At 74.1% G+C, this 14,595-nt stretch carries 15 protein-coding genes; 5 read left to right on the top strand and 10 right to left on the bottom strand.

Annotated elements, in window-relative coordinates:
• Positions 1-20: 20 nt before the first annotated feature.
• From IE326_RS18435 to IE326_RS18415, 5 genes are read right to left on the bottom strand one after another with little or no spacing between them, the layout of a single operon-like run.
• The gene (locus IE326_RS18435; protein ID WP_150228038.1) at positions 21-1,247 is read right to left on the bottom strand and encodes an MFS transporter; all 1,227 of its coding nucleotides are present in this window, start codon (positions 1,245-1,247) and stop codon (positions 21-23) included.
• Positions 1,238-2,581, bottom strand: a complete 1,344-nt coding sequence (locus tag IE326_RS18430) for an ATP-grasp domain-containing protein (protein ID WP_190042058.1) — start codon at positions 2,579-2,581, stop codon at positions 1,238-1,240. Before IE326_RS18430 ends, IE326_RS18435 begins: the two co-directional genes overlap by 10 nt.
• Positions 2,582-2,593: 12 nt before the next feature.
• Positions 2,594-2,824 carry a phosphopantetheine-binding protein gene (locus tag IE326_RS18425; RefSeq protein ID WP_030757649.1) on the bottom strand — a complete coding sequence of 77 codons (231 nt, stop codon included), beginning with the start codon at positions 2,822-2,824 and terminating at the stop codon, positions 2,594-2,596.
• 11 nt (positions 2,825-2,835) lie between these two features.
• Entirely contained in the window at positions 2,836-4,035 is a 1,200-nt protein-coding gene (locus IE326_RS18420) for a hypothetical protein (protein ID WP_190042057.1), read from the bottom strand.
• A 60-nt stretch (positions 4,036-4,095) separates the two neighbouring features.
• On the bottom strand, positions 4,096-5,076 hold the full coding sequence (locus IE326_RS18415) for an LLM class flavin-dependent oxidoreductase (protein WP_150228041.1): 981 nt from the start codon (positions 5,074-5,076) through the stop codon (positions 4,096-4,098).
• Positions 5,077-5,277: 201 nt separating this feature from the next.
• Here IE326_RS18415 and IE326_RS18410 point away from each other — a divergent pair, with 201 nt between their 5' ends.
• From IE326_RS18410 to IE326_RS18390, 5 genes are read left to right on the top strand one after another with little or no spacing between them, the layout of a single operon-like run.
• On the top strand, positions 5,278-6,228 hold the full coding sequence (locus IE326_RS18410) for an aldose epimerase family protein (protein ID WP_229915393.1): 951 nt from the start codon (positions 5,278-5,280) through the stop codon (positions 6,226-6,228).
• On the top strand, positions 6,225-6,875 hold the full coding sequence (locus tag IE326_RS18405) for a Type 1 glutamine amidotransferase-like domain-containing protein (RefSeq protein ID WP_229915392.1): 651 nt from the start codon (positions 6,225-6,227) through the stop codon (positions 6,873-6,875). Before IE326_RS18410 ends, IE326_RS18405 begins: the two co-directional genes overlap by 4 nt.
• Positions 6,872-7,387: a GNAT family N-acetyltransferase gene (locus IE326_RS18400; RefSeq protein WP_150228043.1), complete on the top strand. Its 516-nt coding sequence runs from the start codon at positions 6,872-6,874 to the stop codon at positions 7,385-7,387. Before IE326_RS18405 ends, IE326_RS18400 begins: the two co-directional genes overlap by 4 nt.
• Entirely contained in the window at positions 7,384-8,604 is a 1,221-nt protein-coding gene (locus IE326_RS18395) for a radical SAM family protein (protein ID WP_190042055.1), read from the top strand. Before IE326_RS18400 ends, IE326_RS18395 begins: the two co-directional genes overlap by 4 nt.
• Positions 8,605-8,612: 8 nt before the next feature.
• On the top strand, positions 8,613-9,950 hold the full coding sequence (locus IE326_RS18390) for a nucleotide disphospho-sugar-binding domain-containing protein (protein WP_190042054.1): 1,338 nt from the start codon (positions 8,613-8,615) through the stop codon (positions 9,948-9,950).
• A 105-nt stretch (positions 9,951-10,055) separates the two neighbouring features.
• On the opposite strand, the gene IE326_RS18385 is transcribed toward IE326_RS18390, so the two are convergent.
• The 5 genes from IE326_RS18385 to IE326_RS18365 form a co-directional block, all read right to left on the bottom strand.
• The gene (locus IE326_RS18385) at positions 10,056-10,781 is read right to left on the bottom strand and encodes a hypothetical protein (protein ID WP_229915391.1); all 726 of its coding nucleotides are present in this window, start codon (positions 10,779-10,781) and stop codon (positions 10,056-10,058) included.
• 104 nt (positions 10,782-10,885) lie between these two features.
• Complete coding sequence (locus tag IE326_RS18380; RefSeq protein ID WP_150228046.1) at positions 10,886-12,232, bottom strand: aldehyde dehydrogenase family protein; 1,347 nt, start codon at positions 12,230-12,232, stop codon at positions 10,886-10,888.
• A 53-nt stretch (positions 12,233-12,285) separates the two neighbouring features.
• Positions 12,286-13,887, bottom strand: coding sequence for a class I adenylate-forming enzyme family protein (locus IE326_RS18375; protein ID WP_150228047.1), 1,602 nt, complete (start codon positions 13,885-13,887; stop codon positions 12,286-12,288).
• On the bottom strand, positions 13,880-14,152 hold the full coding sequence (locus IE326_RS18370) for an acyl carrier protein (RefSeq protein WP_150228048.1): 273 nt from the start codon (positions 14,150-14,152) through the stop codon (positions 13,880-13,882). Before IE326_RS18370 ends, IE326_RS18375 begins: the two co-directional genes overlap by 8 nt.
• The gene (locus IE326_RS18365; RefSeq protein ID WP_150228049.1) at positions 14,149-14,574 is read right to left on the bottom strand and encodes a cupin domain-containing protein; all 426 of its coding nucleotides are present in this window, start codon (positions 14,572-14,574) and stop codon (positions 14,149-14,151) included. Before IE326_RS18365 ends, IE326_RS18370 begins: the two co-directional genes overlap by 4 nt.
• Between the last annotated feature and the right edge of the window lie 21 nt (positions 14,575-14,595).

Below are 14,595 nucleotides of genomic sequence, written 5' to 3'. Positions count from 1 at the left end.
TTCTCCGGGGGTGTGGGGGGTCAGTGCACCAGCGCGTCGGCCGGGGTGCGCAGGGACCGCACGCTCGGGTGGGCGAGGCTCACGAGACGGGAGGCGAGGACCAGCACTGCGAGGCAGCCGAGGACGACGGCCAGGCCGCCGCCCGCGAAGGCGGCGCCGAGGGCGAAGCCGACCGGGCGCAGGGCGACGGAGCTGAGCCAGTCGTAGGAGGAGACCTTCGACATGGAGTCCTCCGGCACCTCGTGCTGCATGGTCGTCAGCCACAGGGAGTCGGCGGCGGTCATCCCCGCGCCGGCCAGGGCCACGGCCACGACCTGGACCGGGAGCGGGGCGCCCCAGGCCATCAGGAGCAGCATGGGGACGAGGAGGAGTTCGGCGAGCCGGGCGACGAGCATGGGCCGCTGGGGCTGGTAGCGGAGCAGGAAGAGGTCGCCGAGGACGTCGCCGACGCCGAGGGCCGCGATGAGGAGCGACCACTGCCAGACGCCGGTGCCGTTCTGCGAGGCGAGCACCGGTCCGACGACCATGAAGACGGCGACGGCCACGTGCGTGCACATGAAGCCGACGATGCTGGTCCAGATCCAGGGGGTGGTGCGGACGAGCCGGAAGCCGGCCGCGAGCTCCCGCAGGGTGCTGTCCTTCTCGCGCGGGGTCTCCCGGCGGGGCAGCTTGATCAGTGCCGCGCAGGCGCCGCTGACCAGGAAGGACAGTCCGTCGCCGATCAGCGCCCAGCCGGCGCCGACGGTCGCGATCAGCGCGCCCGCGAGCAGCGGTCCGAGCACGCCGGACATGCTGCGGGCGAAGGACAGCAGGGTGTTGGCGCGCTGGAGCTGGTCCTTGGGGACGGTGAAGCGGGTGAGGCCGGAGGAGGCGGGCAGGTGGAACGCCTGGGCGGCGCCGAAGCACACCTGGAGGAACAGCAGGAGCGGCAGCTGGACGCGGTCCGTCAGGAGCATGACGCCGACGCCGATCTGGCTGGCGGCGCGGACGCAGTCCATCGTGGCCATGACCAGGTGCCGGGGCAGCCGGTCGGCCCAGACGCCGCCGAAGAGGATGCAGACGACGAGGGCGACGGTGGAGGTGCTGAGGGCGAGGCCGGCGGTGGCGCCGGAGCCGGTCACCTCCAGCAGGCCGACGGTGACGGCGACCTGGCTGAGGGTGTTGCCGATGACGGAGACGGTGAAGCCCGCGTACTGGTAGGCGAACCGGCGGTGCCTGAAGGGTTCGAGGGACTGCCTCAGACGCATGTCGGGTGCTCCATGGTGGGGTCGGGGCCCGGCGGGGCCGCGGCGGCGGCGACCGGGTCCGGGAGGCCGGCCGGGTCGGCGAAGCCCTCGGTGAGGGTGGCGAGGACCCGGGTGATGACCCCGTCGAGGCCGGGCCGGTCGTCGGCGCGCACGGTGAGGTTGGTCATCCGGTACTGGAGGGCCGCCTTCTCGTCGCCGTCGCCCGCGAGCTCGTCCACGGCCTGGACGCCGGGGAGTTCGCGCAGGTCGCGGGGGCGCAGCGCGGTGCGGACGGTGCCCGTGCGGTGCCGGAAGGTGGGGAAGAGCCCGGCGGCCGTCCCGTCCGGCTCGAAGGGGGCGTCCGGTTCCGCGCCGAGCGCCGCGGCCAGGGCCGTACGGACCGGGTCGGGGGCGCCGACCAGGCGGAACAGGCGGGCGGTGTGGCCGGCGAGGCGGCCGTTGACCTCCATGACCTCCAGGCCGGAGGGCGTGAGGAGGAGTTCGGTGTGGGTGACCCGGTCGCGGACCCCCAGCGCGTCCAGGGCCCGGCCGGTGAGGTCGCGGGCGCGGTCGAGGAGGTCGGCGGGGAGCACCGAGGGCAGGATGTCGCCCTGGACGTTCACCGCGTCCGTGCCCTCGGGGCCCTCGTGGCGGCCGACGGCGACGGGCAGCTTGTCGAGGACGCCGAGGTGGATCCGGCGGGTGCCGGCGCTGACGGTCTCGACGGAGACCAGGCTGCCGAGCCAGGGCGTGCCGGCGGGGTGCGGGGCCGCCGGGATCCGGGTCTCCAGCAGCATCCCGTCCCACACCCGGCGGGCGGCGGCGTGCGCGGCGACCTCGTCCGGGCCGTCGAGGAAGGCGATCCCCCGGCCGCCGGCGGCCCGCCGGGGCTTGAGGACGCAGGGGCCGCCGAGCTCCGCGTACGCCCGGTGGAGGTCGTCGGGCGACTCGACGGGGGCGGCGCGCACGGCGGACAGTCCGGCGGCGTGCAGCACCCGCCGCTGCACCAGCTTGTCCCAGGGGGCCTCGACGGCCGGCGCGGGCGCCCCGCGGACGAGGCGGTCCAGCGCGTCGGCCCGTTCGAGCTCGTCGTCGTGGAAGGTGGTGACGCCGGCCAGGCCGAGGCCGGTCACCGGGCCGGGGTCGCTCTCCGGGTCGTCGGTGGCCGGCAGGACGTGGCACTCCAGGATGCGGGAGGCCAGCGCCACCAGGTCAGGGTGCGCGGCGGCGACCCGCGCGTCGACCAGGAGCACCGGGACGCACAGGTCACGGGCGGCGCGGAAGACCTCGCGGAGGTTGGCCGCGCCGTCCGGGGCGTGGCAGATCCCGAGCCGGGGCAGGGCGGGGGCAGACATGGGCGCGCGGGCTCACTTCGCCGCGGCGCGGGCGGCGGAGACCAGGGTCTCCAGGCGGCCGTCGAGGAAGAAGTCCTCCAGGGCCACCTCCACCCCGAGCCGGGACTCGACCCGCTCGACCAGGGAGACGGCCAGCAGCGAGTTGCCCCCGATCTCGAAGAAGTCGTCGCCCGGTTCGGGCGAGGTCACGTCGAGCACCTCGCACCACTCGGCGCGCACGATGTCGTCGATCTTCGTGTCCATGGTGTGTCTCCTCACTGGTCGGGCCTGACGACCCAGGTCGGTGCGAGGGTCGCCCCTCGCCGGGTCTTGGGGGTGGTCGCGTCCAGGCCCAGGTCGATCGTGGTGATCCCCCGGGCCTGCGCGAAGGCGACCGGGGCCTGGAACAGGCTCTCGGCGTACGCCTCGTGGCGGTGCGGATGCGCGTCGGCGAGGCCCGTCTCGTAGATCTCCAGGCCGGTGCCGCGCACACAGCCGAAGGTGACGGCCACGGGTCCGGCCTCGTCGGACACCGCGAAGGCGACGCGCTCGCCGGCCGGGTCGGCGGCCCAGCGGGCGAGCCGGGAGCGCACCAGCCGGGGGTGCTCCTCGACGCCGTACCGCCGTTTGACGGCGACGACGAGCTCCGCGGCCGCGGCCGTCAGCTCCCCGGCGGGCCGGACCTCGGAGCGGAGTCCCGCCTCGGCGGTCCTGCGGCGGTCCTTGAGGACGGTGCGGCGGCCGCTCTGGCCGAGCCCCGCCAGGTAGGAGGCGTCGGAGCCGTCCCCGGGCAGCCGGAGCAGACAGGTCACGCCGAGCTCGGCGGCCCGCCGGCCGGGGCCCCGGAAGTCGGCGACCTCGTCGTCCCGGACGTGCAGGGCGAGCGGGACGAGGCCGTCGCGTCCGGCCTGTTCCCAGGCCCGGTCGACCAGGCCCCGGCGCACCGCGCGGCGCCGCTCCTCCGTCAGCCCGGCGGCCACGGCCGCACCGGCGACCAGGTCGACGCAGCCGCCGACGAACAGCAGGTCCCCGGGGTCGGCGGGCAGGACGGCGGCGGTCTCCGGGCCGGGGTCGAGCAGGGCCTGCGGGATCTGGCCGGGGGTGCCGCGCAGCAGCGGCAGGAGGCCGACCGGGCGGCCCGCCTCGGAGGCGACGACCACGCGGCAGTGCCCGGGGCGGAGGTACGGGCGGCCGAGGCGGGGCGGCAGGAGGGCGACGGAGGCGGCGTCCCAGGCGGTGTGCGCGGCGGCCCCCGTCCCGGTCCCCGTCAGGAGGTCCGCCAGCTCCGTCAGGTCCGTGGAGTCCGTCAGGTCGGTCCGGCCCACCGGATCCGTCAGGTCCCGCGAGTCCGTCAGGTCCGTCAGATCCGTCAGGTCCACGATCCGGAAGTCCGTCCCGGTCACGGCGTCGGCCCGGGGTGTCGGGCGGCGCGGCGGCTCGGCGGCATGGTGCAACGCTCCTCGGCTGGTGCGCACGGGCACGCCTCGGGGAGGGTGCGCGTGCGGGTGTGGACGGAGTTCGGCTGCGGGCGCGGGTCAGCCGCGGACGCGGTCCTCGGGTGCGGGGCCGTCGGTCCCGGCGGCGGCCCGGCGGAGCTCGGGGGCGACCTGCTCGGCGAAGATCCGCATGGTCTCCCGGTCCACCGGGGGACGCAGGCCGAGGAGGAAGTCCCGGACGCCCAGGCGGACATAGGGCAGGAGCGCCTCGACGCAGCGCTCGGCCGTGCCGAAGGCCAGGTACTCGCCGACGTCGGGCGAGCCGGCCGGCAGCAGGGCCAGGCGCTCCCGCTTCCGCTCCTCGGCGCGGGCCTCGTCCGCGCCGAGGACGACCCGGAAGGTCATCGACATCCGGATCTCGCCGGGGTCGCGGCCGATCTCACGGCAGTAGGTCTCCAGGACGGTCTTCTTGCGGCGGTAGGTCTCGACGTCGGTGACGAGGGTGTTCCACACGTCGGCGTGGCGGGCGACGGTCCGCAGGGTGCGCTTCTCGCCCCCGCCGCCGATCACCAGCGGCAGGCGTTCCTGCACGGGCTTGGGTTCCAGGCACGCGCCGGCGAGCCGGTAGTGCCTGCCCGTGTGGTCGACGCGCTCGCGGGTCCACAGGCCGCGCATGATCTCGCAGGCCTCGTCGAGCATGTCCAGGCGGTCCCCGGTCCGCGGGAACGGCAGACCGTACTGCTCGTAGGCCAGGTCGGCCCCGCCGGCCCCGACGCCGAATTCCAGGCGTCCGCCGGACACGTGGTCGAGCGTGGCGGCGATGGAGGCGGCCAGGGCGGGATGCCGCCAGGTGACCGCGGAGACCAGCATGCCGCAGCGGATCCGGCGGGTGCGCGCGGCGAGGGCCGCCAGCAGCGTGGGACCGTCGAAGCAGGGACCGTCCGGGCCGCCGAGCGGAGGTCGCTGGTGGTCGAAGAGCGACACCCAGTCGTAGCCCAAGTCCTCTGCCTGGGTCCACAGTTCCAGGCATTCGTCGAAGTTCGCGTACTGCTGTCCGGAGTGGACCCCGAATCTGATCACTTGCTCCCCCTCGCGGCCCACAGCATGTGCTGGCGGCAACCGTACAAGACCAAGCAAGCCATGGAAAGACCCTTGCTTTGGCCCGAGTTGAGTGATCCAATCAACCACCGCTGCCGTTCGTCCAGGCCAGGGGGAGAATTGAGGATTCTGCGCGAGCGTGTCGGAACCACCACGGGACACGCGACGCAAGGACCCACCGACGTGGATGCCTACACACTGGATTCAGGCCGGGGCCTGGCAATCACGGTGTGGACGTACGGGGCCACCCTGGTCGAGGTCAACGTGCCGGACAGGGAAGGCCGTTCGGAGAACGTCGTGGTCCGGCTGCCCGATCTGCGGTCCTACGAGGACCCGGCCCTGAACGCCTACGTGGGCGCGACCGTCGGGCGCTACTGCCGCTGCGTGACCGGCGGCCGCATAGAACTCGACGGCAAGACACACGAGTTGGACCGGAACGACGACGGACACCACCTGCACGGCGGTTCGCTGGGCTTCGACAAGCACGTCTGGCGGGCCGAGCCGCTGGTGCTGCCGGACCGCCTGGTGCTGTCCCTGCGCCTGGACAGCCCGGACGGCGACCAGGGCTATCCCGGGACCCTCGCCGCCGAGGCGCGCTACGAGATCGACGCCGAGTCCCGGCTGACCTTCGACTTCCGGGCGACCACCACGGCGCCCACCGTCGTCGGGTTCACCAACCACGCGTTCTGGAACCTCGGCGGTCCGGGCCGGACCGTGGACGACCACGAACTCACCCTGAACTCCACCCGGTACGTGGCCTTCGACGAGCGCCTGATGCCGCTGGCGGGCCCGCCGCTGCCGGTCGCGGGCACCCCGCTCGACCACACGGCCCCCCGCCGGCTCGACGGCTCCCGGCTCGACAACTTCTTCGTCCTCGACGACCCCTCCTGGGCCGCCGAGGTCGTCCACCGGCCGTCCGGCCGGGCCATGCGCGTCCGCACCGACCAGAGCGGCGTCGGCGTCTACTCGGGTGACCACTTCCGCCAGGCGCGGGCTGGCCTGTGCCTGGAGACGGGTGCCTGGCCGGACGCTCCGAATCGTCCGGACTTCCCTTCGGTCCGCCTGGATCCGGGCCAGACTTACCGCCACCGGACCTGTCACGAGTTCCACACGATCGGAGACGTACCCGCATGAAGCTCTACCTGTCCTCCTTCCGGATCGGCAACGAGCCGGAGGCGCTGCTGCGGCTGCTGGGCGACGGCGGCCGCCGCACCGCCCTGATCCTCAACGCCGACGACTACAAGGACGAGGAGGGCCGCGCCGCCTCCCTCCAGCGCGAGCTGGACGAGCTCTCCGGCATCGGCCTCGACCCCTTCGAGGTCGACCTGCGCGACTACTTCGGGCGCGCCGAGGAGCTGGAGAAGGTCCTCTCCGCGGCCGACTGCGTCTACGTCCGGGGCGGCAGCGTGTTCGTCCTGCGCCGCGCCTTCCAGGCGAGCGGCGCCGACGAGGTCCTGAAGCGGCTGATCACCGAGGAGACCGTCGTCTACGCCGGTTACAGCGCGGGCCCCTGCCTGCTCGGCCCCGACCTGCACGGCATCCGCGGCGACGTGGACGACCCGGAGCTCGTGCCGAGCGGCTACGAGGGCACCACGATGGACTGGGAGTGCCTCGGCCTGCTGCCCTTCGCCCTCGCGCCGCACTACCGCTCGGACCACCCCGAGTCCCCGGAGATCGACCGGCTGGTCGAGTACTACGTCGAGCACCACGTGCCCTTCGTCGCCCTGCGGGACGGCCAGGCGCTCGTCGTGGACGGGGAAACCCGCACCGTCGTCGGATGACCGGCGGCTGGGAAGTTGCCGCCGACGCCGCCGAGGTGCACGCCCTCCTGGAGGCGTGCGACGCCCACCAGGCCGAGGCCACGGACACCCCCCGGCCGGTGCGGCGCCCGGAGACCACCGCCGCCCTGGTGGCGGGGGGGCACGTCCGGCTGCTGCGCGAGGACGGCAGGGCCGTCGGCATGTTCACCCTCGACACCCGGCCGCGCGCCGAGGAGCCCCCGGACCACCCGCACGCCGAGCGCCCCGCCTACATGAGCCGCCTCGCCGTCGCCCCCGATCGTCTTGCCGCCGGCTCCCTGGTCGGCGTCCGCTGTGTGCGCGAGGCGGTCCGCCTCGCCGGCTCGCTCGGGGCCGACGCCCTGCGGGCCGAGGCCAACCCGGACATCCGGAGCACCCGCGCCCTGCTCGCGTCGCTCGGTTTCGAGCAATGCGGCCCGGTGCACTCCGACGACACGGGCCGCCGCTTCGTGCACCTCCACAAATCCCTTGCCGTGAGGAAGAGCGCGCCATGACCGAGTACACCCCTCCGCCCGTGGTCGAGAGCCTGCTGGCCGACCCCCGTCCCGTCGTGCTCTTCGGCGCCGGCGACATCGGCGTCCTGGCCCACCACGTCCTGACCCGCCTGGGCGTGTCCGTCACCTGCTTCGCGGACGGCCGGGCGTCCAAGCAGGGGACCGAGCTGCGCGGACTGCCGATCCGTGCCATCGGCGACCTCTCCGAACTGGCCGGTGACGCCCTGGTGTTCCTCTGCGGGAACTACCTGAAGACGATGACCGACCGGGCCCGCGAGGCGGGCTTCACCCGCATCCAGGACTGCGTCGACCTGCTCGACGGCTTCGACTTCTCGGACTCCGGGGCGGACACCGGCATGAGCCCGGTGCTGATGGAGCGCAAGGCCGCCCTGCACAAGCACGAGACGCGCAAGGACCGCGAGCACGCCGAGGACACCCTGATCCTCAAGTACCTCGACGTGGTGGTCACCGAGGCGTGCTCGATGAAGTGCCAGGACTGCTCGAACCTGATGCAGTACTACGCCAAGCCGCGCCACAGCGACCTGGACCTGCTGGAGAGCGCCGTCGACCGGATCATGGACAGCGTGGACGGGATCTACGAGTTCCGCGTCCTGGGCGGCGAGCCGTTCGTCAACCCGCGGGTCCACCGGGTGATCGAGAAGCTGGTCTCCTACGAGGTGGTCGAGAAGGTCGTCGTCTACACCAACGGCACGATCGTGCCGCGCGGCGCCAACCTCGAGTGCCTGCGCGACGAGAAGGTCGTCGTCGAGATCACGAACTACGGCGAGCACTCCAAGAAGCTCGACGCGCTCCAGGAGACGCTGACCGCCGAGGGCGTCACGCACTTCTCGAAGATACCGGTGTGGACGGACTCGGGCCGGATCAAGTACGTCGAGCGCAGCGCCGAGGTGCTGGACGACATGTTCCGCAACTGCTGCGTGAACGACATCGTGACCCTCCTCAACGGCAAGCTGTACCGCTGCCCGTTCTCGGCCAACGCCCACAACCTCAAGGCCGTCCCGGACGCGCCGGAGGACGTGGTCGACCTGACCGGCGACCTGTCCGGCACGGAGCTGCGCGAGCAGATCCGCGCGCTGTACGCCCGCGACACCCACCTGACGGCCTGCGGCTCCTGCGCCGGCCGCGACTACCGGACGCCCCGGATCGAGGCGGCGATCCAGACCCGCCGCCCGCTGCCGCTGACCGTCGTCGGCTGAGGCGGGTCATGCGGATCGCCGTACTCCCGATCGACGCGATCGGCCACGTCAACCCCCTGCTCGCGATCGTGGAGGAGCTGGTCCGGCGGTCCGACGTGACCGAGGTCCGCGGCTTCGGCCCGGACCCCCTCGCGGACGCCTTCGCGTCCGTGGGGGCCGGTTACGCGACCGTCCCCTCGGTGCCCCTGCCGCCGACGCCCGAAGGGCTCGGTGACCTGCCGTTCAAGAGCTTCGTCCACCCGCTGTCGGTGAGCGACGCCTACCAGGAGGCCGTGGCGGCCTTCCGGCCGGACGTCGTCCTCTACGACGTGTTCGGCGTCCACGGCATGCTCGCGGCCCGGATCCACGGCGTCCCGTCCGTCTCCCTGGTGACCTTCCCCGGCTACGGGGCCCTCGGCGAGGACTTCGCCGTGCAGCACGGCCGCCCGCACCCGGAACTGACCCGGGCGTCCGGGACGTACCGGGAGCGGTACGGGGTGGACCCGCTGGCCGAGGGCCTGCTGCCCGTGCTGTTCCCGTCCCCCGACCTGTCCGTGGTCACGGCCGCGCGGGAGCTGTCCCGGGAGCCGGGCCCGGACGCGCCGCGCCTGGCGGCGGCCCTGGAGCCGTACCGGGACACCTGTGTGCACGTCGGCGCCTCCGTGGGGGCGGGCCGGTACACGCCGGGCAGCGCGCTCACGGGGCCGGTGCGCACCGAGGCGCGGGTCCGGCACGACTCCTCCGGCTTCCCCTTCGAGGTGCTGGACGAGGCGCGGCGGGCCGGCCGGTCCGTGGTGCTGTTCTCGCTGGGCACGGTCCTGACGGACTTCCGCTTCCACAGCCCGGTCGGCGGCGCGGACACCGGCCGCGCGTTCCTGACGGCGATGCTGGACCGGCTGGTCACGGCCCTGGGCGGCCGCGAGGACCTGCTGGTCGTCACGGCCGTCGGCTCCCTGCTCGACGCCGGGGACGAGCCGGACTGGCCGGCGAACTTCCTGGTGCGGGACTTCGTGCCGCAGCGCGAGCTGCTGGAGGGGTACGCCGACGCCTTCATCACGCACCACGGGATGAACTCGACCACCGAGAGCATCCTCGCGGGCGTCCCGATGGTGTCCGTGCCGGGCGTCGGGGACCAGTTCGCGAACGCGGCGACGGCGGTCGAGGGCGGTGCCGCGGTGGCGCCCTGGGACGTGCGGAACCCCTACGGCACGGTCACGGCGGAGCTGCTGCGCGAGGCCGTGGACCGGGTGCTCACCGACGGCGCGCACCGGGCCGCGTGCGCCCGGCTGCGGGACGCGATGCTCGCGGAGGGCGGGGCGCCCCGGGCGGCCGAGCTCGTCGCGGGCCTGCTCGCCGGGGCCCGCTGAGGCGGGTCCCCGGGGACGGCGGAAGGCGGGGAGGCACCGGACCGGTGCCTCCCCGCCTTCCGTCCGTTCCGGCGCCGCCGCGGCGGCGCCGGAGGGGACGCACGGTCAGGAGAGCGCGCAGGACTCGGAGGCCGGCTGCTCCTCGGCGAGGAAGATCGTCTGGGCCATCATCTTGAAGCCGGTCATGCGCTCGCGGAACGTCTCGATGGACTCCTCCGGGTGGACGGAGTCGATCACCGCGTGCGGGCCGTGGGCGTTGAACTGGTGCGAGACGCCCCGCGGAACCTGCATGTCCGCCCAGGAGTTCGGCGGGATGACGAGGTTGTAGCGGGTCCGCCGGTGGCCCTCGGGCACGTCCGGGTGGTCGTCCTCGAAGGTCTCGGGGACGAAGCGGGTGACGCCGGGGACGTCCGTGATCCGGATGGGGGCGAGGGAGGAGACCCGGATCCTGGTGTCGGGACCGGTCATCATCCGGACGAAGCGGAGCCCGGTGTGCAGGTGCATGCGGGAGCAGATGTCGCGGTCGACGACGTCGTAGAAGTCCATCAGGTACCGGTCCGCCTCGTACGCCTCGTACGGGGCGGCGAGCATGTAGACGTCGCCCTCCTCGAAGGTCTGGGCGCGGGTGATGCCGTCCGCGTCGGGCTTGGTGGCGGCCTCCGAGCGGTGCGCGTCCTGGACGAGGCCGCGGAGGCTGTCGGTGACGGCGAGCGCGATCTCCGGCGGGAACTGGGTGACGGGGGTGACGACGCAGTTCCCCGGGTCGGTGAACGTGAGGACGTCGTGGACCTCGTTCTCGTCGTCCGGGGCGTGCTTCATCGTCGCGTTCATCGGTACTCCTTACTGGGGTTCCGGCGCTGGGGCCGGCGAGAGAAGGGCTCCTGGGGAGCGGCGGAGGAGGGCCGGCCGCCGGATGGCGGCGGGTGCCGGCCGGGTCATTCCAGGCGTACGGTCACGCACTTGGGGCGCTGGTAGTCGGCGAGGGCCAGGGTGCTCAGGTCGGTGCCGTGGCCCGAGGACTTGCGTCCGCCGTGCGGGAGTTCGGGGGTCTGGTCGAGGTGGCAGTTGACCCAGGTCTCGCCGGCGTCCAGCTCGCCCGCCAGCGTGAGGGCGGTCGAGACGTCCGAGGACCACACGCTGGCGGCGAGCGCCTGGCGCACGCCGTTGGCGAGCTCGACCGCGTGCGCCAGGTCCCGGGCGCGCTGCACGGTCAGCACCGGCCCGAAGACCTCCTCCACCACGGCCGGGTCGTCCTCGGCGAGGTCGGCGAGGACAACGGACGGGCGCCAGTAGCCGCCGTCCTGCTCCGGGCCCGGCTCGGTCCGGCCCGTGTGCCGGACGCCCGCCCGGCTCTCGGCCAGGATGCGGTCGTGGCGGGCCGCCTGGTCGGGGTTGTTGAGCGGGCCGAAGTCGACGCCGGCGACCTTGCGGCCCATCTCGCGGGCCAGGCCCTCGACCACGGCGTCGTGGTTCTCGGGGAGCGTGATCACCCGCGCGGGGGCGGCGCAGCTCTGTCCCGCGTTGAAGACGGAGGCGGCGGCCAGCGAGGCGCAGGTGTGCGCGGGGGCGTCGGGCAGCACCAGGGCGGCGCAGTTGCCGCCGAGTTCGAGGCTGACCGGCCGCAGCCCGGCGCGGTAGGCGACGTCCAGGCCGCCGGCGGTGCTGCCGGTGAAGGCGATGGCGTCGACGGCGGACTCCACGAGCAGCACGCCGGTCTCCCGGTCGCCGGGGAGCACGCGGACGACGTCCTCGCCGAGGAGTCCGGCGGCGTCCTCGGCGAGGAGGAGCGCGGTCTCGGGCGTGGTCTCGGCGGGCTTGAGGACGACGGTGTTCCCGGCGGCCAGGGCCGGGCCGAGCCGCCACATCGCCATCATCAGCGGGTAGTTCCAGGGCACGACGGCGGCGACCACGCCGAGCGGTTCCCAGCGGACCCAGCTCTCGCGGCCGTCCATGCGCCGGCCGGCCGCCGGGGAGACCTCGGTGCGGGCGGCGCCCGCGTAGAAGCGGAGGACGTCGGCGCAGCCCTCGACCTCGCCCCGCGCCTCCGCCGCCGGCTTCCCGGTGCCGGTCCGCAGGGCCTCGGCGTACGCGTCGGCGCGGTCCTCGATGCGGTCGGCGAGCCGCAGCAGGCGCCGGGACCGCTGCCCCGGGGGGAGCGCGGCCCAGGCTCGCTGGGCCGCCGCCGCGGCCTCGACCGCGGCCGTGACCTCCTTCTCGCGCGCGGCCTGGTAGGGCGGGCGGGGCCGGCCCGTCCGGGGGTCGTGAGGAGTCAGCAGGGTCATGGTCGGGCCTCGGGATCCAGGGTCGGGGTACGGATGGTGGGGGCGGGTGCGGGTCAGCGCGGCGGCGGTGCCAGCAGGTCCCGCAGGGCCGGTCGGAGGATCTTTCCGGTGGCCGTCCGGGGGACCTCGGGCACCCGCAGGATGCGGTCGGGCTGGACCGCCTCGGCGAAGTGCGCCCGCAGGTGGGTGCGCACCGCGTCGTCGCCGACGGTGGCGGGGGCGTGCAGGGCCACCGCCACGACCTCGCCGAGCAGCGGGTCGGGGACGGCGGCGCAGGCCGCGTCCAGGACGCCGGGGAGGCGGCGCAGGGCCCGTTCCATCTCCTCCAGCGACACGGCCTCGCCCCGTACCTTGGCGATGTTCTTGCTGCGGCCGGTGATGACGAAGTACGTGCGGCCGGTCTCCTCGTCCAGGACCTCGTGGCCGAGGTCCTGGGAGTGGAACCAGCCGCCCGCGAACGCCTCTGCGGTGGCTTCGGCGTTGCCCGCGTAACGGGACATGACGTTGTGGCCGCGCATGCAGATCTCCCCGGGTTCGCCGGGGCGGGCGCGGCGGCCGTCCGGGCCGAGCACGGCGACCTCGTTGCCGGGGACGGCGATCCCGACGGTCGGGATGTCGGCGTCGAGCAGCAGGCGCCGGTAGGCGTCGTCGCCGATGTCGCGCGGCATGGTGGTGGAGAAGTTGGTGGTCTCCGTCAGGCCGTACCCCTGGAGGACGCGGGCGCCGGTCCTGGCGTGGACGGCGCGGGCCGTCTCGGCCGTGAGGGGGGCGGCGGCGGTGACGAAGTGCGAGAACTCCGCGGGCAGTTCACGGCGGCGCCAGACGGCGGTCAGGGCGTCGAGGACGCTCGGGACGACGCTGGCGACCCGGGGCCGGTGGAGCGTCAGGAGCTCCGGGTAGCGGAACGGGTCGAAGCCGGGGGCGAGGACCGCGCGGGCGCCCGCGGCCAGGGTGGCCATGAGCGTCAGGTGCACGCCGTTGACGTGGTGGACGGGCAGGCAGCCGAGGAAGGCGTCGCCGGGGCGCAGGCCGTGGTGCCGGACCATGGCGTCCGCGTTGGCGACGGCGTTGGCGTGGGTCTGGGCGACGAGCTTGGAGGCCGCCGTGGACCCGGAGGTGCCGAAGTACAGCATGTCGGCGTCCGGCTCCGGAGCCGCCGGGGACCGGTCGGCGGGCGGGTCGGGCAGCCGCTCGGCGCCGGGGACGCGGACGGTGCCGGGGAACCGGTCGCCGTCCGTGGCGGGACCGGTGAGGATCGTCCCGACGCCGAGGGCGGCCGTCTGCTCGGCGACCCGGGCGACCGGGTCCGCGGGGTTGAGCACGAGGACGGGCCGGCCGGAGCGCAGGGCGCCGAACAGGGCGACCACCGACGGGATGTCGTTGACCGGGGTGAGGCCGACGGTCTCGCCGGCCGGAAGGCCGAGGGCCGTGTCCAGCCAGTGGGCGGTGCGGCGGCTGTGGAGGTCGAGCTCCGCGTAGGTCAGCGTCCGCTCGGTGCCGTCGGCGGCCGGGGTCGTCAGGTACGGTTCCCCGCCGCGCTCCCGGGCGTGCCGGTCGAGGTGGTCGAGGACCGAGCGGACGCCGCCGGCGGCCGGGAAGGGCGCTCCCCGGTAGCGGTGGACGAGGTCCCGGTCGGCCGTGGTCCGGTCATCCATGCGCGCGCCTGGTCTCGTGGACGGCCTCGGCGAGGGTGCGGGCGGTGCGGAAGGTGTCGGCGGTGACCCGGTCCTGGGGCAGTTCGACGTCGAGGGCGGTCTCGACCTCGACCAGGAGCCGCACGGTGCGCAGGGAGTCGAAGCCGAGGTCCGCGAGGGGGTCGTCGGCCCGCTCCGGGCCCCAGGGCGACACCGGTCCGGGCAGCAGCCCGCGGATCACGTCCAGGACGGCGGAGAGCTCGGCGTCGGCGCGGGGGCCGGTCATCGCTCCTCCACCAGGGTCATGCGCTCGGCGGACTCCAGCGGCATGTGCGGCACGCCGAAGGCCAGGATCTCCAGCGGCTCGGGGACGTGCAGGTTCGTCTTCACGCCGTGCGCGTAGTCGGCGGGGACGAACACCGTGTCGCCGGCGCCCATCTCGTAGTCCACGCCGTCGATGTGGATGTAGCCGCGGGAGCTGAGCACGAAGAGGATGTGCGCGCCGGGGTGGGTGTGCAGCTCGAAGCGGGAGCCGGACTCCATGACGATGCGGTCGGCACCGATGGGCACGCCGCCCTCGATCAGTCCGCCGGCGCCGACCGTGCCGAGGATACCCGGGATGACCTCGTGCCGGGAGTCGAGCAGCTTGACCTCGGGCGAGGTGTAGATGTTCCGGACGTGCTTGTTCGGGTCGAAGACGGTGTCCATCGGTACCTCGTACCTCCTTGC

Source organism: Streptomyces filamentosus (assembly GCF_014654895.1).
GTDB classification, from domain to species: domain Bacteria; phylum Actinomycetota; class Actinomycetes; order Streptomycetales; family Streptomycetaceae; genus Streptomyces; species Streptomyces filamentosus.
Note: the sequence above shows the minus strand (reverse complement) of the source record. Positions and strands in the feature narration are given on the sequence as shown.